We start from the raw sequence: 24,139 nt of genomic DNA, 5'->3' as shown, positions 1-24,139 counted from the left end.
CCGCCAGCAATGTTCAAGTGGCTGCGCCGCCTGCGCGCCCTGCCCCCGATTCCTGAAGCCGCCTGGCAGGCCGCGCTCAGGCGCTACGCCTTCCTGGGCGCACTGCCGGACGCCGACCGGCAACGCCTTCGCACGCTGACGGCCGAGTTCCTGCGCGACAAGGAATTCCACGGCGCCAAGGGCTTCACCATCACCAATGAAGTGGCCCTGGCCATCGCGGCCCAGGCTGTGCTGCCGGTGCTGCACCTCAAGGGCGGACTGAACTGGTACGACGATTTCGTCGGCATCGTCGTGCACCGCTCCGAGGTGGTAGCGCGACGCAAGGTGGTCGACGAGGCCCAGGTGGTGCACGAGTACGGCGAAGTCGTGGCTGGCGAAGCGATGGAGCGTGGCCCCGTCATGCTGAGCTGGGACGACGTGCTGGCGAGCAGCGTCACCAGCGAGCGCGGCTACAACGTCGTGATCCACGAGTTCGCCCACAAGATCGACATGCGCAGCGGCGACGCCAACGGCTGCCCGCCGCTGCCGCCCGGCTTTGCGGGCCAGCGCAACGCGCGCGCGGCCCGCAAAGCCTGGCTCGCCGTGCTGCAGTCCGCCTACGACGACTTCCGCGAGCAGACCATCAAGGCTGAGCGCTTCGGCACCGAGCCGCCGTGGCTCGACGCCTATGGCGCCACGTCGATCAGCGAATTCTTCGCGGTAGCCTGTGAGGCCTACTTCGTGAGCCGTCCCAACTTCGCTCGCGACTTCCCCGGCGTGCTCGCGCTCTTCGATGAATTCTTTCTGCCCAGAAGGCCCTGACACCTGAACAGGGGGCAGTCGATTTGCAGCAGCTGCCCCAAAGAAAAAGGCGCCCCGCGGGGCGCCTTTTTCATGGCCATCGATATCTGGCCGGAGGCCTTGGAGGTTGCCCCTTACTTGCGCAGCAATGCCTTCAGCGCATTCTGCAGACGGCGCGCACTGGAAGCATCGTGCGCCGCGGCCAGCACCTTGCCGGCATCCTGGCCCCAGGTCTGGGCCGGGGCCGGATCGCCACGCTTCGTCAGCAGCTTGAGTTGCAGTGCACGGCGCGCGTCGAGTTGCTCGGCAGGCGTCGGCACTTCGGCGGCCATTTCGAGACGCAGCAGCGCTTCGGCGGCATCGTTCGCGGCGGCCGTCGGCGCAGAGCCGATGGCCTGCGACCATCCAGTGCGCACCGCGGGCGTGACCGCGCGGCCCAGTTCCTGGATGCTCGGCAAGCGGCTGGCGTCGCGCTGTTCCCATGCGCCCAGCACCTGCGTCAGGGCTTCGCCATGCGCTTGTGCTGCGAGCTTGCGCAGCGCCATGTCGGCGCGTTCGAGCGCTTCGCGCTGCGCACGGAAGGCTGCGTCGCCGAGGCGCGGACCGCGATCTTCGAAGCGCGGCGGACGATCGCCGAAGCGGCCGGCTGGTGCACCGCGATCGCCACGCGCGTCGCCACGGGGCGCCCCACGGTCGCCGCGATCACCAGGGCGACCCGGGCCACCGGCACCAGGACGTCCGCCATCGCGACGGTCACCGAAACGGCCACCGGCACCGCGGGCTGCAGGCGCTGCTTCGGCTTTCTTGCTGCTCGGGCGGTCGTCGCCACGCATGGCCACGACTGGCTTCGGTGCGGGCTTCGGCGCCGCGGCTGGCGCTTCCGCAGCGGCGGCTTCGCCGGCGTCATGCGCCTCGCCATCGGTGCGTGCCGAAGCATCGGCGCCGTCGGCGGGAGCCACGAGATCGGCCGAAGCGGCGGGCGCTGCATCGGCGGTCGTGCCGGGCGAGGCTTCCGCATCGCTCGGGCTCGGTGCCTGCTCGGCGCTTTCGCCGAATTCGGCAGCCGCCTGCCCCGGGGCCACGACCTCGGTCGCGCCGACCGATGGGCCGTCGGTCGCGACAGCGGCTTGCTCGGCCTTCGGCGCGGGCGGCGGTGCCTCGCCGCGCAGCGCGCCTTCCAGGCGGGCAATGGCGGCACGGATCTTCTGCACGTCACCGCCGGCATTGGCTGCGTCGAGCGCCTTGGACGCCTCGAGCACATAGCGGTCGTGCTCGCTCATCGCGGCCGACGCCTTTTCGCGCTCTGCCGTCTTGCGGTTGAAAGCTTCGTCGATGGGCGCGCGGAACGCGTCCCACAGCTTCTGTTCGTGGCGGCGGTCGAGCGGCACGCTCTGCGCCTCGGCCTGCCAGCGCTGCTGCAGCGCCTTCACGGCGTCGATGCGCAGCATCGGCTGGGCGCCGAGTTCAGCCGCCTCGGCGATCATGGCCTGGCGGCGTTCGACGCTGGCCTTCTGCGCCGTCTCGAACGGAGCGCGGGCCGCGCCGAAGGCTTCGTTCCACAGCGGCTGCAGCTCTGCGAACACCTTTTCGCCCACGTGGCCGGCATCGCGCCAGCGGTCGGCAAACTGGTGCAGCGCGCGGTTGTGCGCCTTCAGGTCGGTGGCGCCGGCATGCTCGGCGGCCCAGGCCTTGACTTCCTCGATCAGCGCGACGCGGAGCGCGCGATGCTCGGCCGCATCGGCGCGAACCTTTTCGAGCCAGGCCTCGACCACCTTGTGGGCTTCGTTGCAGGCTTCGTCGAAGCGCTTCCAGAGCGCGTGGTTCGGCACGCCGCCCTGGTCGGCCTGCTTCCACTGGTCGCGCAGGGCGCGCAGCGTTTCCTGCATCTTGCGACCACCAAGGGCCTGGCCTTCGGGGCGCTTGAGCAGGCCTTCGGCCTTGGCGACGAGGTCTTCGCGCACCTTGTCGGCGCTCCAGCGCTGCCAGCCTTCGAGTTCGCCGGCTGCCACCAGCGCGGCATGCACGCGGGCTTCGAGCGGCGCTTCGACCAGCTTGCCGTGCTCCTTGAGCACGGCGCGCAGCGCGGCAGCCGCGCCGGCGCTGGCCTTGCCATGGCCTTCGGCGGTTTCCTGTTCGAGCTTGGCGAGCGCAGCCTGCACGGCGTCTTGCGCGGCGGCGCGCACGGCCGGATCGACCTTGGGTGCGGCGGGGCGAGCAGGCGCGGCGGGCTTAGGTGCCACGACCTCACCGCGCGCGGCGCGCAGTTCGTCGGCCCACACGGGCACTGGCGGCAACGGCGCAGCAGCATCGGCGGCAGCAGCAAGGGCCTGGGCCAATGCGCTGTGGAACGCATCGGACACCACCAGCAGTTGCGACTTGGACGATTCGAGCTGCGGCGCGAACTTGGCGTCGAGGCTGGTCCAGTTGGCGTCGGTCGTGATTTCGGCCGCCTGCTGCTGCCAGTGGGTCACGTCGGCGCGCAGCGATTCTTCGGCGGCCTGGGCGTCCTGCCAGCCCTTGGTGGACAGCACTTCGAAGCGCTGCGCCAGCAGCACGGCGGCTTCACGGTGCACCTGGGCGCGGTGCTGCAGGTCTTCGATGCCCTTGACGCGTTCGGCCAGCTTGAGCTTCAGGCCGGCCAGCGGCTCGCGCGACAGCGGCGCGCCGGCCTTGGCGGCGTCGCGCTGCCAGGCCAGCGCATCGGCGATGTTGAGCTTGGACTGGCCCAGCAGGGCTTCGGCCTTTTGTGCCCATTCGGCGGCAATGGCTTCCTGCCCCTTGGCGCGCTTGAGTTCGTCGAGCTTTTCGCGCAGCAGGCGCGCGGCGCCCTTGTCACGACCGCTCAGCTCCTTGAAGACCTCCTGCATCTGCTCGGCAGTGGGAGTGCCCGCGAGCCAGTCGCGGATGCGCGCGGCGCGCTCGCCGGAAGTCGGCGCGGTGAAGGCGCCGCCGGTGAGCGTGTCGAGGGCCTGAAGGTCGTGTGGCTTGGAAGAAGTAGAGGTCACTGCGCGAAATCGTTGTCTTGGTAGAGAAAGCGAAGGCGCCGGCAAAGGCCGGCGCACATCGACATTTTCACCCACTTGCGGCTGGCCATTGAATTCCGTCCAGAAACGGTGGCGTACGCGGGGTTGTGGGCGTGGAGGTTAACGGACTACATATATAGCAAGCTGGAGAAAAAAACCAAGTCCGCGGACCGGATCCTGATCGGGTCGTCGCGCCTCACTTCATGGTCAGGCTGAGCTCGGCGCCCGGCTTCCAGTCGCTGCCGCTGGCACTTGTGCGCACGGCTCCCAGGAAGAGGCGCTCGCTCGGCAGCTTCTTCGCGAGCAGGTAGTCGCGCACGGCCGCGCCGCGCTCGACCGCCAGCTGGCGCATCGACTCCTCGTCGACCGGCACGCTGGCGAACAGCAGTTTTTCCATGTCCGGCACGGGCAGGTCTTTGGCCAGGCCGACGAGGTTGCGCGGCTTGGTGATGTCCGCGCGCTTGTACACGGCGGTCAGCAGTTCGGGGTATTCGGCGTCGGTGACGGGTGGCACGTCGGTGCCGGTCTGGCCGCCGCGCACCGCAACGCGGCGCTTCTCGGCGTAGGCGAGCTGGCGCACGCGCTGGCGCTGGTAGGCGTCGCGCTCCTTCTCGAGGCTGGAAGTGCCGATCACCGTCATCTGCAGCGTGGTCCGGTCGGTCAGCGCCTTCGCGACCTTGTCCAGGCCTTCTTTCGCGGCGGCGCTCAGCTCGGAACTGCCGGGCTCGAAGGTGATGGCACTCGATTCACCGCTGCCGCCGCCCAAACCACCGGTAAGCAGGCTGAACGGTGCCGTCACGGCCTTGACGATCAGGTTGACCACGGCCTTCCAGATCAGCGGGCCGACGCTGAACTGTGGATCGTTGAGCGAGCCGCTGAGCGGCAGGTCGACGTCGATCACGCCGTTGCGGTCGGCCAGCAGGGCCACGGCCAGCTTCACCGGGAGGCTGGCAGGCGCGCCCGCCACCTCGTCGCCGAACTGCAGCTGGTTGAGCACCAGCTTGTTGGTGGCCGTCAGCTGGCCATCGGGCGCGACCTTGTAGTTGACGTCCATGCTCATCTTGCCGCGCTCGATGCCGTGGCCAGCGTAGCGCACCGAGTACGGCGACAGCGGGGCCAGGTCGAGATCGCGCATCTTGGCGGTGATGTCGAGTTCGAGCGGTTTGGCCAGCGGGTTGAGCTTGCCGGTGATTTCCAGCGCGGCTGTCTGCTGCGCCTTGCCGCGCAATTCGAGGTCGGCCAGCGCGGGCCGGCCGCTCTCACCCTTCGGCGGGTTCGACGAGAACGAGCTGAGCTTGCCGGTCAGCTCGCTGAGGTCGGCCGAGTAGTTGGGCTTGACGAACAGGTCAGTGAAGTCGATCTTGCCGTTGACCAGGCTCATCGGGCCGAAGTTGATGACGGGCGCGGGGCCGCTGTCCGCCTGCGCGGTGGCGACTGGCGCGGCGGCTGCCACCGGCTTGGCCGGCTCGGGCGCTCCCCCGACCATGTTTTCGGCCGACACCGGTGCGCCGCCCGAAGGCCTCGCCGGCACGGCTCGTGTCGTGGTGGTCGTGCCGCCCGGGCCCTTGCGGGTGGAGGCTTCGCCCGCTGCCGCAGTGGCGGCGTTGGCTTGTGCCTCGCCCTTCTTGGTCAGGTTCAGCAGGTTGAGCCGGCCGGTGGGGTCGATGATCACGCGGGCGAAGAAGTCGGTCAGCGTGGTCTCGCGCACGTCCACGTTCGGCGGCGCGTTGGGCGCCATGCTGACCTGCAGGCCGCGCAGGCTCAGCGTCTTCCAGCTCAGCAGCTGGTTGGTGTTGCGGTCGAAGCCGGGCGACTGGGTGAGCGAGACACTGTTGGCGCGGAAGTCGTCGAGTGCGGTGTCGCCCGACAGCTTGATGCTCATGCCCGCCGGCAACGTCGCATAGCGCACCGTGCCGCGATAGCTCGCGAAGGCGCGGCGGATGTCGACGTTGAGCGCATCCGCGTAGTAGGCCTTGAAGGTATGGGCGGGGAACGACACCACCTCCAGCCGGCCCTCGGCCGCGAGCGGCTTGAGCACGACATTGCCCTTGTAGTCGAAGCGCCCCGGGTCGGAGCGCCCTGAACCGATGCGGCCGGAAACTTCGAGCGGCGAGGTCGTATTGGTGTCGGGCGCGATCTTCTGGGCGTGGAGCTTGAAGGCAGTGACTTCCACGGTCACCGGGTTCGCGCCGGCCTTGTCCGCATAGGAGAGCGCGCCGTTGTCGACCGCCAGCGTGCCGATGGTCAGCGCCCAGGGCTTGGTGTTGGCGCCGGGCTGCGGCGTTTCGGCAGCCGCAGGCTTGGGGGCAGCGACCTTCGCTTCGGCTTCCTTGGTGCCGCCGCCGGCCGGCGTCTTGAGCCAGCGCTCGAACATCCAGCGTTTCTCGCTGTCGCGCTCCACGCGCACCTTGGGGTTGGTCGCGGTGAACGAGGCCACATTCAATGTGTGCTTCGTCATATCGACCTCGGCGTCGACCAGTTCGAAGCGGCCGACGCTGGCCAGTGCGGTCTTGGCCTGCGTCAGCGCAAGCCCGTCAGCGGCCAGGCGGCGCGCCTTGAACTTGAGATCGGGCTGGGCCCAGGCGATGTCGATCTGCCCGCTGAGCTTGCCATCCAGCGTGGGCTCCAGGCTCTGCGCCAGGTAAGGCGCGGCCAGCGACAGCGGCAGCGCGTCGACCTCGGTCTGCACGTCGGCCACCTTGTCTGTAGCGCTGCCCTTGAACTTGAGCGAGGCGCCGGCAATGGCCGTGCTGCCATTGAACTCTGCCGGCTTTTCCATCGGCCAGGTGACGCCGGTGACGTCGATGCCGAGGTCGGTCACGTCGACGGCGGCAGCGGGATTGACGGTTTCGTCGCGCCAGCCGATGCGCCCGCCGTTCAGGGCCACCTTGTCGACCTGCACCTTCAGAACGGGCTTTGGTGCCGGCTTGCCGGCCGGTGCGCTCGCTGCCGCGGCGGGCGGTGACGCGACCTTCTCGGTCGCGCCGGTGGCCGGGTCGGTGGCCAGCAGATTGAGCTTTCCGGCCGCGTCGCGCGCCACCGCCAGTTGCGGCTTGACCAGCGCGACTTCGCTCAGATGAAACACCGACTCCAACGGGCGCACGTCGGCCAATGCCAGCTTGAGCGAATCGAAGGCCAGCAGGTCGCGGCCACGCGCATCGGCCACCTTGGTGGCATGCGCCTCGACCGTGCCGGTGATCTTCAGCCCGGTGGTCGCGGCTTGCTCGAAGCCGATCTTCAGGTCGGCATCGAGGCTGCCTGCCTGGAGTTTCACCGGCAGGCCGCCCGGGATGTAGCCAAGGTACGGCACGAGGTCCAGCCCCTTGAACTGCACGTGGGCGTCGGTCTTGCGGTTGTCGGAGAAGGGTGTGGTGAAAGCCGCCGAGTCGAATTTGCTGCCGTTGAGCGCGAAGGCGAGCTTGGGCTCGGTGTTGATGTCGCGCTTGGAATCGAGGTTGCTCAGGAAGGGCACCTTGAGCACGAAGTCGCGCAGCTCGTGCTTGCGCTTGACGGTCTGGTCGTCGAAGTCGACCGAGCCGCCATTGATTGCGATGTTGTAGATGGCAAAGCGCGCCGGCTTGGCGTTCGGGTCGGGCGGCGGGCCAGCCGAGAGCTTGGCAAGGATGTCGTCGATGTCGTATTTGCCGTCGGCCTGGTGCGTGAGCAGGATTGCAGGCCCGTCGACCGTGACCGCGTCGATCACTGGTGCGAGCCGGAAGATCGACTGCAGTTCGGCGTCGGCGTAGATGCGGTTGATGGCCACCTGCGACTTGCTGCCATCCGCGGTGGCAATGCGCAGGTCGTTCAGCGTGAGTTCGAGCGTCCAGGGCTTGAAATCGATCTTGCCGACTGTTACCTGCCGCCCCAGCTTCTCGCTTGCGATCTTCTGAAGCTGGCTCTTGGCAATCGGCGGCACCGCCAGCCAGGCAATGACCCAGAAGGCCAACAGAACCAGCACCGCGACGATCCCACGTCGCACCCATTTGTTTTGTTTGATCGAAGCTACGTCCATCGCCAGAGTGTGCCGCAAACAAGCGGCAACGCGAGGTACGCAAAAAGGACGCAAGCCCACCTCCGGAAGAAATGCCAGAAACACCGAGGAACCGGCTTTGCCGGGCCTCAAGTGTTGCCCCCGGCAGGGGGTAGGAGAAGCGACACGAAGTGCGCGCGGCCTGGGGGCAAGCCAAAAGAAAGCCCGGTGATTCGACGGAGTGTCTAGTCACCGGGCTTGATGGCGGGCACAAAACCCATGCCATCGATTCGCGCGACCGGAAGTCAATGGTTCCTGCCGTGCTGGCAGCAAGAGATTGCCACCGTGGATCCTCGGACGCTGAACCCTTGACTTGCACCTCGGGCTGCCGGACCTCGGAAAAACACCTGAAAAGCTCAGGCCCGTCCAGATTAGGCGTCGCACCCTCGGATTGCAAACGCGTTTTACAAAGGGATTTCCCCTAAGCCGAAACGCCTCGAAACGGCAACTTTTTTAAACAACTATTAGCATAACGAAGCAAGTCCTTATGCTTGACCGGGTATTTAGCCACGCTAGAATCCGCCCTGCTCTGATCGCCCGACGCGGCAGAGCCACCCTGAATCCGCTGCCGAACTCCCCCGGCTTGATCAGGTCGCCGCGCCCCTAACCCCCTTCACTCCATGCGCGGAGCCTGATTCGTACCAATCCAAGCGCCGCTGCCTTCATCCATCGCCTTCCGTGGCGTTGCGACTCGGGTGCCGCACAGAAAGGAAGAGCGATGAACAAGGCGTTTGATGTCACGGCCCGCGGGCTAAGGACCTTCGTGTCCGATGTGGCAGACGGCTTTTTTGAAATCACCCACAACGGGTTTGCACTGGTCGGCCTGGCCATTGTGTTCGCGGCCCTCGCCCTCGTGGCGCGGCCCGACCTGCGCAAGACCGGCGAGGAACAACTGATGGGCTGGCTGCAGTCGCGCAAGCCTGCGCCTGAAGTCACCGATCTCGAGCCCACCGCCATCGAGCGCACCACGGCCGCGAGCCCCGCCGACCTGCCCAAGCAGCAGGCCGCCGTGGCTTACTGGCTGAGCAAGAAGTACCGCGTGGCCGCCGAGCCGCTGAGCGTGCTCGTGGCCGAGGCCTATGGCATCGGCAAGCGCACGAAGATCGACCCGACCCTGATCCTCGCGATCATGGCCGTCGAATCCAGCTTCAACCCGTTCGCCCAGAGCCAGGTCGGCGCGCAAGGCCTCATGCAGGTCATGACCCGCGTGCACGGCGACAAGTACGAAAGCGCGGGCGGCACGCTCACCGCCTTCGACCCGGTGACCAACATGCGCGTCGGCGTCAAGGTGCTGCAGGAATGCATCTCGCGCGCCGGCTCCCTCGAAGGCGGCCTGCGCTACTACGTGGGCGCGGCCAACCTCGAGGACGACGGCGGCTACGCCGCCAAGGTGATGGCCGAGCACGAACGCCTGCTGCAGGTGGCCAACGGCCGCGCGCCGTCGACGGTCACGCCGCCAACCGTGCGTCCGCAGCCGATCCCTGTGGCAACACCGCCCAAGCCTGCCGAAGAACGCACTGAGCCGGCCAAGGTGGCCCTGCTCTCCTCCGTTTCCTGAAGAGGTTTCGGGCCGGGTGTGAGCTACACTCGGCGGGTACGCGACTGGCGATAGGCGCAGCACCCGAACACGGTGCCACGCGCTGACGTGGAATACCACTGGGAAGCGTACCGCCTGACCACAACAGGCGTTCAGCCGTTCGCCTGGGCAGCCCTTGTTTGGTTGAAGAACAAGGACCTCGTCTTCAAAGGACTGCCATGTACCAACGCAACATCCTGGTCGAACAGACCGATCCCGAAATCTGGGCCGCGATTCAAGCCGAAAACGCGCGCCAGGAACATCACATCGAGCTGATCGCCAGCGAGAACTACGCCTCGCCGGCCGTCATGGCTGCCCAGGGCTCGCAGCTCACTAATAAGTACGCCGAAGGCTATCCGGGCAAGCGCTACTACGGCGGCTGCGAGCACGTCGACGTGGCCGAGCAGCTGGCCATCGACCGCGTCAAGCAGATCTTCGGCGCCGACGCCGCCAACGTGCAGCCGCATTGCGGCGCCTCGGCCAACGAAGCCGTGATGCTCGCCTTCCTGAAGCCCGGCGACACCATCATGGGCATGAGCCTGGCCGAAGGCGGCCACCTGACCCACGGCATGCCTCTCAATATGAGCGGCAAGTGGTTCAACGTCGTGAGCTACGGCCTGGACGCCAACGAAGCCATCGACTACGACGCGATGGAACGCAAGGCGCACGAGCACATGCCCAAGCTCATCATCGCGGGCGCCTCGGCGTATTCGCTGCGCATCGATTTCGAGCGCTTCGCCAAGGTGGCCAAGGACGTCGGCGCGATCTTCATGGTCGACATCGCCCACTACGCAGGCCTCGTGGCCGCGGGCGTGTACCCCAACCCGGTGCCGCATGCCGACGTGGTCACCTCCACCACCCACAAGAGCCTGCGCGGCCCGCGCGGCGGCATCATCCTGATGAAGTCGCAGCACGAGAAAGCAATCAACAGCGCCATCTTCCCCGGCCTGCAAGGCGGCCCGCTGATGCACGTGATCGCCGCCAAGGCCGTCGCGTTCAAGGAAGCCATGGCGCCCGAGTTCAAGGCTTACCAGCAACAGGTGGTCAAGAACGCCCAGATCGTGGCCGACACCCTCACCCAGCGCGGCCTGCGCATCGTGAGCGGACGCACCGAAAGCCACGTGATGCTGGTCGACCTGCGCGCCAAGGGCATCACCGGCAAGGAAGCCGAAGCCGTGCTGGGCAGCGCCCACATGACGATCAACAAGAACGCGATCCCCAACGACCCGGAAAAGCCGATGGTCACCAGCGGCGTGCGCATCGGCACCCCCGCCATGACCACCCGCGGCTTCAAGGACGAAGAGGCCCGAATCACCGCAAACCTGATCGCCGACGTGCTCGAGAACCCGCGCGACGCGGCGAACATCGACGCCGTGCGCGCCAAGGTTCACGCGCTGACGAGCCGCTTCCCTGTCTACCGCTGATTCCGAGCAAGAAGACCTGACCGCATGAAATGCCCTTTTTGCGGTCATCTTGAAACGCAGGTCGTCGAGACCCGCGTTTCGGAAGACGCCGACTTTGTCCGCAGGCGCCGCCAGTGCAGCGCCTGCGACAAGCGCTTCACCACCTACGAGCGGCCCGACGTCAACTTTCCCGTGGTCGTGAAGAAGGACGGCAGCCGCGCCGACTTCGACTCGACCAAGGTTCGCGCCTCCATGATGCTGGCGCTGCGCAAGCGCCCGGTGAGCATCGAGCAGATCGACAACGCCCTGCTGCGCATCGAGCAGAAGCTGCTGGCCAGCGGCCTGCGCGAAATCGACTCGACCAAGGTCGGCGAACTCGTCATGCGCGAACTCAAGAAGCTCGACAAGGTCGCCTACGTGCGCTTTGCCTCGGTGTACCGCAGCTTCGAGGACGTGGACGAGTTCAGGCAGTTGCTGCGCGACATCTGAGCCGCGTCGGCAACGGCCGTACTCTCACAGGCACCTCAACGGTTCCAGCAAAGCTGCACCAGCGCACTCGAAGCGTCGGTGCTGCTGCCCGCCAGCTTGACGCCCAGCTGGTTGACCGTGAGGGTTCCGCACTCGTCATTGCGCGAAGCCCCCGCTGGAACGGCTTGCAAGGTGTAGCTGGTCTCGTTTCTTGCGACATAGCTGATGGAATAGTTCGCCGTGCCGGACGACGGCGACTGCCCCAGTCCGGCCGGCAGCGCGACGGTCGTCGGCGGATAGCGTCCGTTGGCGGTCATGTAGCGCTCGGTCCACTGCGCCGCCTGCAACAACTGTTGTTTGGCATCGGCGCGCTTGGCCCGCAGCACGTAGCGCGTGTAGTTCGGGTAGGCGATGGCGGCGAGGATGCCGATCACCGTCGTCACGATCATGAGTTCGATCAGCGTGAAGCCGCGCGAGCGGCCCCGTCTACCAGTCTGTGTCCTGGATTGCTTTTTCATGGTTCTCCTCCCTTCAGTCGGTCGACATCAGGCTGCGCCAGCCGAAGCGGCGCACGACGTCGGGCCGTGTCAACGTCTTGCACTCTCCGGCGGCATTGCAGATCACGTCTTTGCCCTTTTCCTTGTTCTTCGGCTGAAGAACCATGTCGTCCTTGCCGGAGCGATTCCGGAAGCCGGCATAGGCCCCCACCGCGCCGGAAGTGGAATACGCAATGCCCTCGGGCGCCGAGCCGCTGAAGAAGTCGATTACCAGCGACCAGCCGTCGTCGCCCGTTCCGGCGGTGCAGGTGACCGAATTGCTGACTGAGCCGGGAATGGTGCTCGAGAACAGCCCGATGCCGCTGGTCAGCACATCACCCGGATAGACGACACGCTCTCCCGACGCAGGCAGCTTCAGGTGCCAGCCGCGCTTGGCCTCCGAGCCGGTGTAGCTCACGGCGTTGTGGGAGACGGTGCGCAACTCGGCATCGCCCTCCTCGACCGGTGTGGCGCCGATGGTCTGCACCACGAGGTCGTTCCTCGTCGCGGTGCTCGAGCTTCCGTTGACCGGGTCCCAGATGCCGTACAGGTACTGGTCGGCGGTCGAGCGCTCGTCGCCGGAGGCGAACAGCCGACCGGTGCCGAACACCACCATGTAGCCACCGCGCGGATGCCCCACAACCACCGGCGCCGTCGTGATCGGCTGGCTGGCGCCGGCCGCGAACAGCGGCTTGTTGTCGAGGCCGGACGGGGTCGCGGCCCCGGTTGCGGCCGGACGATTCGAGCTGAGAGGCCCCATCGTGGCTTTCCACTGACGGCTGTCGGTGCCGCCGAGGTCGAACTTCCAGAGATTGCCGAGCAGGTCTCCGGCGTAGACAAGGTCGACCTTGCCATCGCCATTGAGGTCCACCGGACGTGGCGCGGACAGGCCGTTGCCCGTGTCCTTCTCCTGCGTGACCGGCGCCGGAATCTTGAGCACCGCCTTGTCGCCATCGAGATACTGGATCCACAGCACCGCCTTCTCGCTCTTGCTGTTGTAGCCGTTGCCCAGGATCAGGGCCTTTCGGTCGTTGCTCAACTGGGCGACCTGCAGCGCCCGCCCCGAGAAGGAATCGAGCGCAGGCTGCTGGAACTGATGGCCCAGGTCGTCGTCCGCAAGCGCGGTCGTGTCGATCAGCGCGACGCTGGCGGCCTTGCCCTCGTCGACGCTCTCGGGCCTGGTGGCGTCGAGCACGAAGTAGCCTTTGCCACCCGCGCCCAGCGTGCCCACGAGCAAAGACTTCCAGTTCGCCGCCTTCTGCTCGTCGGTCGTCTTGGCCGAGGATGTCGGCCCCATGTAGATGTCGGCGACGAAGGCACTGCCGTCGACGTAGTACCGGTGGGTGTAGCCGCCTTCGCTGAGCCGCTTGAGATTCGGCGCCGCCGCCGTGCCGTAGAGGCCTTCGGGCACGTAGGCGAACGCCTCCTTGCCGGTGCTCGCGTTGAAAGCATGCAACATGCCGTCGTTGGCGCCGACATAGACCATCGGCGCGCGGGGGATGGCCGCGAACGCCGCATAGGCGTTGCCAGTGAAGCCACTCTTCGGCTGTCCCGCGTACCAGACGCTGGAGCCCACGATGTCGCCGAGCACATGGCCGCGCTTGCGGAACTGGCGGCCGGCGCCCTCGTTGCTGCGGTCGCCGCGCAGGAAGTCGAGCACGGCCCGGCCGAGGGCGGTGCTCTCGGCGTCGGTGTCGGTGCTGGCCTTGAGCGCGGCCCTCTGCGCGTCGCCCAAGTGGGCCCACCTGAACGGCACGCCCGCGCCGGTGGTCGCTGCGCGGCCCGCCGACGCAGCCGTGGTGCCGGAGAAGCTGAGTACAACGCGGTCCCGGTCGTGTGCGCCAGTGCTTGCCATGCGGGTATCGAGCAGGTCGCGCGCCGACCAGTCGGCTTTGGCAGCAAGCCTGCCGTCGGTGCCGAACTTCGTGGCGCTGAGTCTGCCGGACCAGTCGGCCGTGTCGTAGCCGGCCTGATAGACGGAGGTGCCTGTCGAGACTCGGGAAGCGCTGGCGGAAATGGAGGTCAGCGGGGTGCCGGTGTTGACCAGGACCTGTCCAAGGATGGATTTGAAGGCGCTGCTCAGGGCTTTGGCATTGGAAGCCGGCGTGAACGTGCCACGGCTGTTCAGGGCGGCATGCCAGAGGTCCATGCGTGCATTGCCACTGAACGGATCCAGCCATTGGATCGAGCCGTCGACCACGCCGGCATAGTCTCCGCTGTAGGTGGGGTGCAATGCAGTCGTCGAGATTTTCGGTCGCGACCACCAGTCACCCGCAGCACCGAACCCGATGAAGTGGGTCGTCAGGTGCTGCCAGGTGGCCGGATCATTCTTGGGATTCCAGTACTCGGGAACCTTGGCACGCCCCACTGTCACATCGCCCGGTTCGGCAATGATCTTCTTCAGGTTGTTCGGCACGCCTGGTTGCAGATCGCGGGCCCAGTACTCGAAGGTCAAGTCAGCGAGCGTCGGGCGCTTCATCCTCCCGAAGTTGTCGGCATAGGGTGCGTGCGGCGCGTAGAGGGTGCCGTCCGGGAGCCGCCGGTGCGTGCCGTCTTCGTTGGCGACGATGGGCATGAAGCTCTCCAACCCCGAGGGAGGCCAGTAGTCGCCATCTGTCATGAAGATGTGGAACGACCTGCGGCAACCCGACTGCGGGGCTCCGGCCACACCCGGATCATCCGAGAAGGGGCTGTGCTGGCCGGTGATCTGCATGTACTCGCCGGCACGGGTCATCATTTCGTGAAGAGGCGTGCCCCCCGTCGCCTGAACGGCATTGACCCAGGCCATGAAATTGGCGCGGTGAGTCCGGTCCAGCGAACGCATCAGGTTCGCGTTGACACGTCCGCCGATCCTGCAAGGAAGCGCGGCGCTTCTGAATGCAGCGCAGTTGCGATCACTGCGATCGTCGTTCAGCGCCTGCCAAGCGAGGCGGATGCGGTGATCGGGAATGTTAGCCTCGGAGAAGTTCTCCCTGAGAGCAGCCTGCAGGGCAGCCATACCGCTGCCGTACATGCTTCCGGAGTTGTCGACGGAAACGATCACGTTCGGCGCCGGCTCCGCGACCGCGGCATTTCGCGGCACCTGCGCCAGCGGATACTGCGCGGCGTGCACGACGGTCTGTGCCAGCACCAGGCCGGACACGACGGCGCGTCCCGGCAGCTTCCTGATCCTCATCTCTTTCTCTCCCTATATTCAGTTCACCCCGGAGACCGGGTCCGGATCGAAGGACACCTGCAGCTCGACCTTCGTCGCATCCCCTTTGCCGGTGCCGCTGCGCGCTCCCGTGGCAGTCGCCGTGATGCGATACAGCGGGTATTTGCTGTTCCTTCGATCGATCACCTCGATCCAGTACCTGGCGCCGCGCAGCGCCGGACTGCCGGCACTGGGCGCTCCGGTGAACTCGCCGTACCTGGCGTACTCGGCCTTGTAGGCATCGCCGCGCCAGAAGCGGTAGGCCTCGCTGCCGGCGGCGGCGGCGACCGAATCGGGTTCGGAGAAATAGCAGATGCCCCGCTCGCAGCTGTTGGGGCCGTCGTTCATGTAGGCGGTGACCCAGCCCGTATCCCGGTCGGGAAAGACGCGGCCGTCTTCTGCCTTGCGGCAGCGCGCCGCGGCAAGTGCCGAACACGCCACGTAGGTCTTGCTCGCGGAATCGAAGACCAGTTGCCGGATGTCGCGCTCCGCATCCAGCAGCGCTGCCTCGGCAGCCTCGAAGGCGCGCTGGTATTCGCGCTGGTTGCCCGCCATCGACTCGAGAAGCACCGCGGTGCGCGCGCCACCGATCAGCAGCAGGGCCGAAAGCAGCAGCATGATCATCACGATGAACAGCGTGAAGCCATGCTGCGCCGGCAGTTCGCCGGCCAGCCTGCGGGCGGGACCTGTCGCCTTCGCCGTGCTCACAACGCCCCCAGGTCGTTTCGCAGCGAGAACACTGCCGTGTAGACGCGCCGCAGCCTGCCGTCGCCGCTCGTCTTCGAGACCCCGTCGCAGTCGACATGGCTGCCTGCAGGGTTGCTCCTGGAGGTGCCTGCGAGTTGCATGCAGATGCGAACCGTGCGGACGTCGCGGAAGCCCTCATCGACGTCGTCGGCCGTCACGTAGCGCACCACCTGCCGGCTTCCGGATGTGGCGCTGACCCCATACATGACGTCGAAACGCTCCACACCGTCGATGACCGGCTGCGGGGTCGTATTGCCGCTGCCCCGGCACCTGAGCACGCCGTCCGACACGGAGAACTCGCTGGTGATGAGCCGCGCGTTGCCCTGCGCTTCGGGGGCGGCCCTGTCGTATTCGCCGCCCGAAGACCGCCCTGGCTCCTGACCCAGGCAGTCCTTGAAATAGTCGGGGTTCGGTGCATAGCCCAGCTTCAGCTTGTCATTGGCGGAGCCTCCCGCAGACTCCACGCCCTTGATCGCGAAGAAAGCCCGCTCGTCGTTCAGGTTGGTGCCCCGGTCGGCACTGACGTTGAAGTAGTAGAGCGGCTCAGTGGGATCGATGGGGATGTAGCCGGCCTGCCGTATCTGCTGGCCCAGCATCCTGAAGGCCAGCGCCGAGGACTGGTTGAGCGTGTTGACGTCGTCGCCGGTCATGGCGGCGCTGCGCGTGCCGAGCATGGCCGCGATCGCGGCCAGCACGATCAGCATGCCGACGACCAGCGCGACGAGGAACTCGACCAGCGTGAAGCCGGATGGCGTTCGGCGCTTCATGGCTGCGGCACCGCGACGGCGACTTCGAGGCAGGCCTTTCCCGTGGGGCACTGCCAGTTCGGGTCGGGTGCGATGGGGTTGAGCACCGCCGGCTCGTCCCAGGCAACGTGCATGAACAGCATGCCGCCCGCCGTCGCGCTGGCCCTCACGTCGGCCACCCCGCCGGGCAAGGCGGCAGCTATCGCGCGCTTCCAGCTCCACAGATCGTGCGCCGCGAGTTCGGCGGCGTTGCAGGCCGCCCTGCCCCCCTCGCAAGAAGGGCTGGGCCGGTCGGCTGCTGCAGCCGACCAGTCTGACACGTACCGGCTGGGCTTCGCCGCCGCTGCTGCGGGATTGGCACGGATGCGATCGGCCATGTCGCCGGCCAGCTGCATTGCGAAGTTCTGGTTGCTTGCGCCGACGCTGTCGACCAGCACGCGAACCTGGAAACCGGCCAGCGCCAGCAGGCCCAGCGAGAGCACGAGCAGCGCGACCAGCGCTTCGATCATCGAGAAGCCCGACTGCACCCGATGCCGCCGGCGAACGCAAAGACGCTGCATCAGCACGAGCCGTCTCCCTTCCCCAGCCGTACGCGCCCGCCGAGCGCGAGGCATACCGCAACGATGTTGGATGAATCGGCGCTGTCGGCCGGACGAAGGCGAAAACGGCCCGCGCCGGTCGAGTAGCCCATGGGGTCGAACGACATGGCGCCAGCCGCGCCCTTCTCGATGGAGACACGGCCGTCGGGGTCCTGGCGCTTGAGGATTTCGGCGGCGTCGCCGCTTCCGACCAGCGTCTCCCAGCCGCAGCTCCAGTCCCGGCCCTGGCACCCCGTGCGCTGCTGCATGGTCACCTTCACCCCTCGGCGAGCCGCCTCGGCGCGGGCATCGGCGATGCTCGCCATCAGCGCCTTGGCCATGGCTTCGACCCGATACCGTTCGACGAGGCCGTTGAAACTCGGCAGCGCCATTCCCAGCATCACGGCCATCAGTACGATCACGACCATCATCTCGATGAGCGTGAAGCCTCGTTCGGACGCGCAGAATCCGTTGTTGTCCATGTCGTGCCGCCCGCCGCCTTGCACCTGTGTGCCGGACGGGCGCTCCTCCCTGATTTCGATGGGTGCGAATTCTATTTTTCCGATTTCCCGTTGGCCGGCCAATAACGCCAATTGCGCGACAGACGGTCAAAACAAATGGATTGGCGGCGAATTGTTTTCAATGGATTTCAAAATTGACATTTGCAAGGCAATTGATTTAACAAAAGAATGATAAAAGAAAATCCGAATTTCATGATTCAGGCCCTGGATCTCGCGCGCCAGGCCGGCCCGGAGACCGATCCGAACCCCCGCGTCGGCTGCGTGCTGGTGGCGCCCGACGGCACGGTGATCGGGAGGGGCCACACCCAGCAGGTCGGCGGTCCGCATGCGGAGGTGATGGCGCTGCGCGATGCGGCGGCGCGCGGCAATTCGGTCGCCGGCGCGACGGCCTGGGTCACGCTGGAGCCCTGTTCGCATCACGGCCGTACAGGCCCGTGCTGCGATGCCCTGGTCGCGGCCGGCATCGGCCGGGTCGTGGCGGCGATGGCCGATCCCAACCCGCTGGTTTCGGGCCAGGGCTTCGAGCGGCTGCGTGCCGCGGGCGTGGCGGTCGAGGTCGGGCCTGGAGCCGATGAGGCTCGGGAGCTCAACCTCGGCTTCTTCAGCCGGATGGTCCGCAAGACGCCGTGGGTGCGGCTCAAGGCGGCGGCCTCGCTCGACGGCAAGACCGGCCTGCGCAACGGCGTGAGCCAGTGGATCACCTCCGAGCCGGCACGCGCCGATGGCCATGCCTGGCGGGCTCGCGCCAGCGCAGTGCTGACCGGCGTGGGCACGGTGCTGGAAGACGACCCGCGCCTCGACGTGCGGCTGGTGCAGACCACGCGCCAGCCGCGCGTCGTGGTGATCGACAGCCAGCTGCAGACGCCCCCGGCTGCGACGCTCTTCATGCCCGGCCGCGCGGTCTGGATCTACGCCGCCAGGCAGGACGAACAGAAGGCCGCCGCGCTGGAGGCGCGCGGTGCAACCGTCACCTACTTGCCGAATGCGCAGGGCAAGGTCGACCTCGCTGCGATGCTGAAGGATCTCGCCCGCCGCGAAGTCAACGAATTGCATGTCGAGGCCGGGCACAAGCTCAATGGCTCGCTGCTGCGCGAAGGGCTGGTCGACGAGCTGTTGATTTACCTGGCGCCCAAGCTGATCGGCGACGGGCTGGATATCGCCTCGGGCATCCACGTCGGCGGCGCATTGACCGAATTGACGGGCGCTCTTCCCCTCGAATTCCGCGGCTTCGAGCAGATCGGGCCCGACCTGCGCATCGTGGCCCGAGTCGCCGGAAGGGACACCTTCTGACGTTTAGCCCGAAGCCCCTCTCGTTCTCTGCGAAAATGCCGAGATGTTCACCGGAATCATCACCGGCGTGGGGCGCATCGCCGCCATCCACGACCTCGGCACCTCCTCCTCCTTTGGCAAAAGACTCAGCATTGCGGTGCCCGACGGGTATCTCGATGACGTGGGCCTTGGCGACAGCATCGCGCTCAACGGCGCCTGCATGACCGTCACCACGCTCGCTCCCGAGCGACAGCAGTTCACCATCGACATTTCCGCCGAGTCCCTCGACAAGACCGCGGGCCTGACCGACGAGGGCAGCCGCATCAACCTCGAAAAGGCCCTGCGCGCCAGCGACCGTCTCGGCGGCCACATCGTGTCGGGCCATGTGGACGGCATCGGCACCGTGAGCTTCTTCGAGCCCATCGGCGAAAGCTGGGAACTGCGGGTGGTGGCACCGCCCGCGCTGGCCCGCTTCCTCGCCTACAAGGGCTCGATCACCGTCAACGGCGTGAGCCTCACCGTCAACAAGGTGAACGACATCGAAGGCGGCGCCGAGATCAGCATCAACCTGATCCCGCACACCGTCGAAAACACTTCCCTCGGCGGCCTGAAGGCCGGCTCGAAGGTCAACCTCGAAATCGATACCGTGGCGCGCTACGTGGAGCGCATGCTTCAGGCGGGCGTGCTGGTGCCCCCCTCTTCCACGTATTCCAAGGACACAGCCGAATGAACGCCTCCGTCACGCCGATCGGCGCTCCCCGCGCCGCGCGCGCCCCAGCCCCGATCTCGTCGGTCGAGGAAATCGTGGCCGAGCTTGCCGCCGGCCGCATGGTGATCCTGGTCGACGAGGAAGACCGAGAGAACGAAGGCGACATCGTCGTCGCGGCCGACCACATCACGCCCGAGGCCATCAACTTCATGGCGCGCCATGCCCGCGGCCTGATCTGCCTGACGCTGTCGCGCGAGATGTGCGAGCGGCTGCAGCTGCCGCCGATGGTGCAGCGCAACGGCGCCAAGCATTCGACCGCGTTCACCGTTTCCATCGAAGCGGCCGAAGGCGTGACCACCGGCATCTCCGCCGCTGACCGCGCCCGCACCGTGCAGGCCGCCGTGGCACCCAACGCCGTAGCTGCCGACCTGGTGCAGCCCGGCCACATCTTCCCGCTGCAGGCAGTGGACGGCGGCGTGCTGATGCGCGCCGGCCATACCGAAGCCGGCTGCGACCTCGCCGCTATGGCCGGCTGCTCGCCCGCCTCGGTGATCTGCGAGGTGATGAACGAAGACGGCACCATGGCCCGCTTGCCCGACCTGCAGATCTTCGCGGCCGAGCACGGCCTCAAGATCGGCACCATCGCCGCGCTCATCGAGCACCGCAGCCGCGTCGAGTCGCTGGTCGAAAAAGTCGGCTGCCGCGAGATCCAGACCAACTGGGGCGCCTTCACCGCCCACGCTTTCCGCGACAAGCCCAGCCACGGCGTGCACCTTGCGCTGGTACGCGGCAAGTGGGCCCCCGAAGACACGGTGTCGGTGCGCGTGCACGAGCCGCTGTCGGTGCTCGACGCGCTCGAAATCAACCGCTCCTTGCACTCGTGGAGCCTCGACGCCAGCCTTTCGCACATCGCGAACGAGGGCAAGGGCGTGGCCGTGCTGCTGAACTGCGGCGAAACCGCCGGTGAGCTGCTCGCGCAGTTCGACGGCACCGCGCGACCCGCGCAAGCGCCCGAGCGCGGCCGCATGGACCTGCGCAGCTACGGCATCGGCGCGCAGATCCTGCGCGAATGCGGCGTGCACAAGATGAATCTGCTGGGCACGCCGCGTCGCATGCCAAGCATGGCGGCGGGCTACGGGCTCGAAATCGCCGGCTACCTCACGAAAGACTGAACGACCATGCAAGGTTCAAACAAGGGCGAGACAACGCTCAACGGCAAAGGCCTGCGCATCGGCATCGTGCAGGCGCGCTTCAACGCCGACATCACCGATGCGCTGGCTTCGGCCTGCCTCTCGGAGCTCGAGGCGCTGGGCGTGGCTGCCAGCGACATCCATCACCTGCAGGTTCCCGGTGCGCTCGAAGTGCCCGTGGCGCTGCAGGCGCTCGCCGAACGCGGCGGCTACCACGCGCTGGTGGCGCTGGGCTGCATCATCCGCGGCGAAACCTATCACTTCGAACTCGTGGCCAACGAATCGGGCGCGAGCGTGAGCCGCATTGCGCTCGACTACCGCCTGCCCATCGCCAACGCGATCCTCACCACCGAAAACCTCGAGCAGGCCATCGCCCGCCAGACCGACAAGGGCCGCGACGCGGCCCGCGTGGCGGTCGAGATGGCGCAACTGCTGGCCACCCTTTCATGACCGAAGACACCTCCAAGCCCCTCAAGCCCGCTGGCGCCAAGCCGCGCCAGTCGCGCGTCGGCCTCACCAGCACGGGCGCGCGCAAGGCTTCGGCCAAGTCGAACCGCAGCCGCGCGCGCGAGTTCGCGCTGCAGGCGCTCTACCAGCACCTGGTGGGCCGCAACGACCCGACCGACATCGACCATTTCACGCGCGACCTCGCAGGCTTCCACAAGGCCGATGCGCTGCACTACGACGCGCTGCTGCACGGTTCGATCGAAGGCGCCGAGCAGCTCGACGCACTGATCCGCCCCCTGCTCGATCGCAAGTTCGAAGAGATCTCGCCCATCGAGCACGCCGTGATGTGGATCGGCGTGTACGAGTTCCAGAACTGCCCCGACGTGCCGTGGCGCGTGGTGCTCAACGAGTGCATCGAACTCGCCAAGGAGTTCGGCGGCACCGACGGACACAAGTACGTGAACGCCGTGCTCAACGGCCTGGCGCCGCAGTTGCGTCCACTTGAAGTGGAAGCAGACCGCGCTTCGGGGAAAGCAAAGGCATGAGGATTTCGACGCGCGCGCAGCGCATCGAGCCCTTCTATGTGATGGAAGTGGCGAAGGCCGCCAGTGCATTGGCGCGCCAGGTGGCCCACACCGACCGGCCGATGATCTTCCTGAACATCGGCGAGCCCGACTTCACCGCTCCGCCTCTGGTGCAGGAAGCCGCAGCCCGCGCCGTGCGCGCCGGCGCCACGCAGTACACGCAGGCCACCGGCCTCGACCACCTGCGCGAACGCATCAGTGCCTGGTACCGCCAGCGCTTCAACGTCGACGTGCCGGCCCGCCGCATCGTCGTCACTGCCGGAGCCTCGGCCGCCCTGCAGCTTGCCTGCCTCGCGCTGATCGAATCCGGCGACGAGATCCTGATGCCCGACCCGAGCTACCCGTGCAACCGCCACTTCGTGAGCGCGGCGGACGGCAAGGCCGTGCTGGTGCCGACCACCGCCGAAGAGCGCTTCCAGCTCACGGCCGCCAAGGTCGAGGCCGCCTGGACCGACAAGACGCGCGGCGTGCTGCTCGCCTCGCCGTCGAATCCGACCGGCACTTCGATCGCGCCCGACGAGCTGCGCCGCATCCACGAGGTGGTGTCGCAGCGCGGCGGCATCACGCTGATCGACGAGATCTACCTCGGCCTCTCGTACGACGATGCCTTCGGACAGACGGCGCTGGCCATCGACGACAACGTCATCAGCATCAACAGCTTCAGCAAGTACTTCAACATGACCGGCTGGCGCCTTGGCTGGCTGGTGGTGCCCGAAGTGCTGGTGCCGGTGGTCGAGCGCCTCGCGCAAAACCTCTTCATCTGCGCGAGCACGGTGTCGCAGTACGCGGCGCTGGCCTGCTTCGAGGACGAGAGCATTGCCGAGTACGAACGCCGCCGCGCCGAATTCAAGGCGCGCCGCGACTGGTTCATTCCGCAGCTCAACGCGTTGGGCCTGAACGTGCCCGTGGTGCCCGACGGCGCCTTCTACGCCTGGGCCGACTGCACGAGCTTCGCCGAAAAGCTCGGCATCTCGGGCAGCTGGGACTTCGCCTTCGAGACCATGAAGCGCGCCCACGTCGCCGTCACGCCCGGTCGCGATTTCGGCACAGCCGAGACGGCCAAGTTCGTGCGCTTCTCCACTGCCAGTTCGATGGCGCACCTGCAGGAATCCATCGAACGCCTGCGGGCCATGGCAGAGAACCAGGCGCAATGAGCTACGCGTTTCCGATCCGCGTCTACTGGGAAGACACCGACGCCGGCGGCATCGTGTTCTACGCCAACTACCTGAAGTTCATGGAGCGCGGTCGCACCGAATGGCTGCGCTCCCTGGGCGTCGAACAGCGCAAGCTGCGCGAGGAAACGGGCGGCCAGTTCGTGGTGAGCGAAACGCAGCTCAAATACCATCGGCCCTCGCGGCTGGACGACGAACTGCTCGTTACAGCCGATCTTCAACAATTGGGCACTGCGTCGTTGATAATCGGTCAGCGAGTGCTATCAAAAACAGAGCAAGAGCGAACGGGAGCCTCGGCACCCGTCTTGCTGTGCGAAGGCACGATCCGCATCGGCTGGGTGGACGCCGCCACATTGCGTCCCGCACGCATTCCGAAGCAAGTGACGGGAACCCTCGAGCGCTACAGCGGCTCCATGACACAACCTTTCAAGCCATGAACCAAGACCTCTCCATCATCAATCTCCTGCTCCATGCGAGCTTCGTGGTTCAACTGGTCGTGCTGCTGCTGGTGATCGTCTCGATCGCCAGCTGGGCCGCGATCATCCGCAAGTACTTCGCGCTGCGGCGCATGCGTGCCCTCAACGACGACTTCGAACGCGAGTTCTGGTCGGGCACCAGCCTCAATGAACTGTTCGCCTCGGCCGCGCAGAACGCCAAGTTCGCCGGCCCCATGGAGCGCATCTTCGCTTCGGGCATGCGCGAATATCAAAAGCTGCGCGAACGCCACGTGACCGATGCTCCCACGCTGCTCGACGGCGCCCGCCGCGCGATGCGCGCCAGCTTCCAGCGCGAGCTGGACGCGGCCGAGCAGAACCTCTCGTTCCTGGCCACCGTGGGCTCGGTCTCGCCTTACGTCGGCCTGTTCGGCACGGTCTGGGGCATCATGCACGCCTTCACCGGCCTGGCTGCGCTGGCGCAGGTGACGCTGGCCACTGTAGCGCCTGGCATCGCCGAGGCGCTGGTGGCCACGGCCATCGGCCTGTTCGCTGCCATTCCTGCCGTTGTCGGCTACAACCGCTTCGCCCGCGAGATCGACAAGATCGCCATTGCCCTCGAAACCTACATCGAGGAGTTCTCCAACATCCTGCAGCGCAACCTGTCGGCCAATCCGACGGCTGGCGGCGCCGCATCGTCGGTGGCTCCGGCCAACCGCTGAACGGAGGCGCA

The 24,139-nt window shown here is 66.8% G+C and carries 20 protein-coding genes and 1 riboswitch; of the genes, 12 read left to right on the top strand and 8 right to left on the bottom strand.

What is annotated here, in order from left to right; translation table 11 throughout:
* Positions 1–9 precede the first annotated feature (9 nt).
* Positions 10–801 carry a M90 family metallopeptidase gene (locus tag BMW87_RS01545; RefSeq protein ID WP_093056401.1) on the top strand — a complete coding sequence of 264 codons (792 nt, stop codon included), beginning with the start codon at positions 10–12 and terminating at the stop codon, positions 799–801.
* Positions 802–914: 113 nt separating this feature from the next.
* Here BMW87_RS01545 and BMW87_RS01540 read toward each other — a convergent pair whose 3' ends face one another.
* Both BMW87_RS01540 and BMW87_RS01535 read right to left on the bottom strand, forming a co-directional pair.
* Complete coding sequence (locus BMW87_RS01540; RefSeq protein WP_093055964.1) at positions 915–3,785, bottom strand: DUF349 domain-containing protein; 2,871 nt, start codon at positions 3,783–3,785, stop codon at positions 915–917.
* Between the two features lie 214 nt (positions 3,786–3,999).
* Positions 4,000–7,815 (bottom strand): DUF748 domain-containing protein, encoded by a 3,816-nt coding sequence (locus tag BMW87_RS01535; protein WP_093073669.1) that lies wholly within the window; start codon positions 7,813–7,815, stop codon positions 4,000–4,002.
* Between the two features lie 736 nt (positions 7,816–8,551).
* Between BMW87_RS01535 and BMW87_RS01530 the strand changes: the two genes are divergently transcribed.
* The 3 genes from BMW87_RS01530 to nrdR all read left to right on the top strand — a co-directional run bounded on the left by BMW87_RS01530 (position 8,552) and on the right by nrdR (position 11,301).
* A complete protein-coding gene (locus BMW87_RS01530) occupies positions 8,552–9,391 on the top strand; it encodes a lytic transglycosylase domain-containing protein (RefSeq protein ID WP_093055958.1) in 840 nt (279 codons plus the stop codon).
* 30 nt (positions 9,392–9,421) lie between these two features.
* A riboswitch (ZMP/ZTP riboswitch) is annotated at positions 9,422–9,547 on the top strand.
* Between the two features lie 41 nt (positions 9,548–9,588).
* Complete coding sequence (gene glyA, locus BMW87_RS01525) at positions 9,589–10,833, top strand: serine hydroxymethyltransferase (protein ID WP_093073667.1); 1,245 nt, start codon at positions 9,589–9,591, stop codon at positions 10,831–10,833.
* Positions 10,834–10,857: 24 nt separating this feature from the next.
* A complete protein-coding gene (gene nrdR, locus BMW87_RS01520) occupies positions 10,858–11,301 on the top strand; it encodes a transcriptional regulator NrdR (RefSeq protein WP_007836918.1) in 444 nt (147 codons plus the stop codon).
* 35 nt (positions 11,302–11,336) lie between these two features.
* Here the strand turns inward: nrdR and BMW87_RS01515 are convergent, their stop codons facing one another.
* From BMW87_RS01515 to BMW87_RS01490, 6 genes are read right to left on the bottom strand one after another with little or no spacing between them, the layout of a single operon-like run.
* Complete coding sequence (locus tag BMW87_RS01515; protein ID WP_093073665.1) at positions 11,337–11,798, bottom strand: type IV pilin protein; 462 nt, start codon at positions 11,796–11,798, stop codon at positions 11,337–11,339.
* Between the two features lie 13 nt (positions 11,799–11,811).
* Entirely contained in the window at positions 11,812–14,991 is a 3,180-nt protein-coding gene (locus BMW87_RS01510; protein WP_093073663.1) for a PilC/PilY family type IV pilus protein, read from the bottom strand.
* Positions 14,992–15,009: 18 nt separating this feature from the next.
* On the bottom strand, positions 15,010–15,717 hold the full coding sequence (locus BMW87_RS01505; RefSeq protein ID WP_093073661.1) for a pilus assembly PilX family protein: 708 nt from the start codon (positions 15,715–15,717) through the stop codon (positions 15,010–15,012).
* On the bottom strand, positions 15,714–16,523 hold the full coding sequence (locus tag BMW87_RS01500) for a PilW family protein (protein ID WP_093073659.1): 810 nt from the start codon (positions 16,521–16,523) through the stop codon (positions 15,714–15,716). The genes BMW87_RS01505 and BMW87_RS01500 overlap by 4 nt, the downstream gene beginning before the upstream one ends.
* Positions 16,520–17,062, bottom strand: a complete 543-nt coding sequence (pilV, locus tag BMW87_RS01495) for a type IV pilus modification protein PilV (RefSeq protein WP_177192732.1) — start codon at positions 17,060–17,062, stop codon at positions 16,520–16,522. Before pilV ends, BMW87_RS01500 begins: the two co-directional genes overlap by 4 nt.
* Positions 17,062–17,562: a GspH/FimT family pseudopilin gene (locus tag BMW87_RS01490; RefSeq protein WP_093073655.1), complete on the bottom strand. Its 501-nt coding sequence runs from the start codon at positions 17,560–17,562 to the stop codon at positions 17,062–17,064. Before BMW87_RS01490 ends, pilV begins: the two co-directional genes overlap by 1 nt.
* 207 nt (positions 17,563–17,769) lie before the next feature.
* Here BMW87_RS01490 and ribD point away from each other — a divergent pair, with 207 nt between their 5' ends.
* From ribD to tolQ, 8 genes are read left to right on the top strand one after another with little or no spacing between them, the layout of a single operon-like run.
* The gene (ribD, locus tag BMW87_RS01485; protein ID WP_093073653.1) at positions 17,770–18,891 is read left to right on the top strand and encodes a bifunctional diaminohydroxyphosphoribosylaminopyrimidine deaminase/5-amino-6-(5-phosphoribosylamino)uracil reductase RibD; all 1,122 of its coding nucleotides are present in this window, start codon (positions 17,770–17,772) and stop codon (positions 18,889–18,891) included.
* A 43-nt stretch (positions 18,892–18,934) separates the two neighbouring features.
* A complete protein-coding gene (locus BMW87_RS01480) occupies positions 18,935–19,600 on the top strand; it encodes a riboflavin synthase (protein WP_093073651.1) in 666 nt (221 codons plus the stop codon).
* Positions 19,597–20,751 carry a bifunctional 3,4-dihydroxy-2-butanone-4-phosphate synthase/GTP cyclohydrolase II gene (gene ribBA, locus BMW87_RS01475; RefSeq protein WP_093073649.1) on the top strand — a complete coding sequence of 385 codons (1,155 nt, stop codon included), beginning with the start codon at positions 19,597–19,599 and terminating at the stop codon, positions 20,749–20,751. Before BMW87_RS01480 ends, ribBA begins: the two co-directional genes overlap by 4 nt.
* 6 nt (positions 20,752–20,757) lie before the next feature.
* The gene (gene ribH, locus BMW87_RS01470; RefSeq protein WP_093055938.1) at positions 20,758–21,219 is read left to right on the top strand and encodes a 6,7-dimethyl-8-ribityllumazine synthase; all 462 of its coding nucleotides are present in this window, start codon (positions 20,758–20,760) and stop codon (positions 21,217–21,219) included.
* Complete coding sequence (nusB, locus tag BMW87_RS01465; protein ID WP_007837974.1) at positions 21,216–21,761, top strand: transcription antitermination factor NusB; 546 nt, start codon at positions 21,216–21,218, stop codon at positions 21,759–21,761. Before ribH ends, nusB begins: the two co-directional genes overlap by 4 nt.
* Complete coding sequence (locus tag BMW87_RS01460; protein WP_093073647.1) at positions 21,758–22,954, top strand: pyridoxal phosphate-dependent aminotransferase; 1,197 nt, start codon at positions 21,758–21,760, stop codon at positions 22,952–22,954. Before nusB ends, BMW87_RS01460 begins: the two co-directional genes overlap by 4 nt.
* On the top strand, positions 22,951–23,409 hold the full coding sequence (gene ybgC, locus BMW87_RS01455) for a tol-pal system-associated acyl-CoA thioesterase (RefSeq protein ID WP_093055934.1): 459 nt from the start codon (positions 22,951–22,953) through the stop codon (positions 23,407–23,409). Before BMW87_RS01460 ends, ybgC begins: the two co-directional genes overlap by 4 nt.
* Positions 23,406–24,128: a protein TolQ gene (gene tolQ / locus BMW87_RS01450; RefSeq protein WP_093055932.1), complete on the top strand. Its 723-nt coding sequence runs from the start codon at positions 23,406–23,408 to the stop codon at positions 24,126–24,128. Before ybgC ends, tolQ begins: the two co-directional genes overlap by 4 nt.
* The last annotated feature ends 11 nt before the right edge of the window (positions 24,129–24,139 follow it).

It is taken from the genome of Variovorax sp. OV084, assembly GCF_900111625.1.
Classification (GTDB): Bacteria; Pseudomonadota; Gammaproteobacteria; order Burkholderiales; family Burkholderiaceae_C; genus Variovorax.
The sequence above is the reverse complement of the archived record's forward strand: the minus strand, read 5'-3'. Positions and strand labels throughout refer to the sequence as shown.

Coding starts and splice junctions, on each gene's coding strand:
- BMW87_RS01545 (WP_093056401.1), top strand. CDS start 10: ATGTTCAAGTGGCTGCGCCGCCTGCGCGCCCTGCCCCCGATTCCTGAA.
- BMW87_RS01535 (WP_093073669.1), bottom strand. CDS start 7,815: ATGGACGTAGCTTCGATCAAACAAAACAAATGGGTGCGACGTGGGATC.
- BMW87_RS01530 (WP_093055958.1), top strand. CDS start 8,552: ATGAACAAGGCGTTTGATGTCACGGCCCGCGGGCTAAGGACCTTCGTG.
- glyA (WP_093073667.1), top strand. CDS start 9,589: ATGTACCAACGCAACATCCTGGTCGAACAGACCGATCCCGAAATCTGG.
- nrdR (WP_007836918.1), top strand. CDS start 10,858: ATGAAATGCCCTTTTTGCGGTCATCTTGAAACGCAGGTCGTCGAGACC.
- BMW87_RS01515 (WP_093073665.1), bottom strand. CDS start 11,798: ATGAAAAAGCAATCCAGGACACAGACTGGTAGACGGGGCCGCTCGCGC.
- BMW87_RS01510 (WP_093073663.1), bottom strand. CDS start 14,991: ATGAGGATCAGGAAGCTGCCGGGACGCGCCGTCGTGTCCGGCCTGGTG.
- BMW87_RS01500 (WP_093073659.1), bottom strand. CDS start 16,523: ATGAAGCGCCGAACGCCATCCGGCTTCACGCTGGTCGAGTTCCTCGTC.
- pilV (WP_177192732.1), bottom strand. CDS start 17,062: ATGCAGCGTCTTTGCGTTCGCCGGCGGCATCGGGTGCAGTCGGGCTTC.
- BMW87_RS01490 (WP_093073655.1), bottom strand. CDS start 17,562: ATGGACAACAACGGATTCTGCGCGTCCGAACGAGGCTTCACGCTCATC.
- ribD (WP_093073653.1), top strand. CDS start 17,770: ATGATAAAAGAAAATCCGAATTTCATGATTCAGGCCCTGGATCTCGCG.
- BMW87_RS01480 (WP_093073651.1), top strand. CDS start 18,935: ATGTTCACCGGAATCATCACCGGCGTGGGGCGCATCGCCGCCATCCAC.
- ribBA (WP_093073649.1), top strand. CDS start 19,597: ATGAACGCCTCCGTCACGCCGATCGGCGCTCCCCGCGCCGCGCGCGCC.
- ribH (WP_093055938.1), top strand. CDS start 20,758: ATGCAAGGTTCAAACAAGGGCGAGACAACGCTCAACGGCAAAGGCCTG.
- nusB (WP_007837974.1), top strand. CDS start 21,216: ATGACCGAAGACACCTCCAAGCCCCTCAAGCCCGCTGGCGCCAAGCCG.
- BMW87_RS01460 (WP_093073647.1), top strand. CDS start 21,758: ATGAGGATTTCGACGCGCGCGCAGCGCATCGAGCCCTTCTATGTGATG.
- ybgC (WP_093055934.1), top strand. CDS start 22,951: ATGAGCTACGCGTTTCCGATCCGCGTCTACTGGGAAGACACCGACGCC.
- tolQ (WP_093055932.1), top strand. CDS start 23,406: ATGAACCAAGACCTCTCCATCATCAATCTCCTGCTCCATGCGAGCTTC.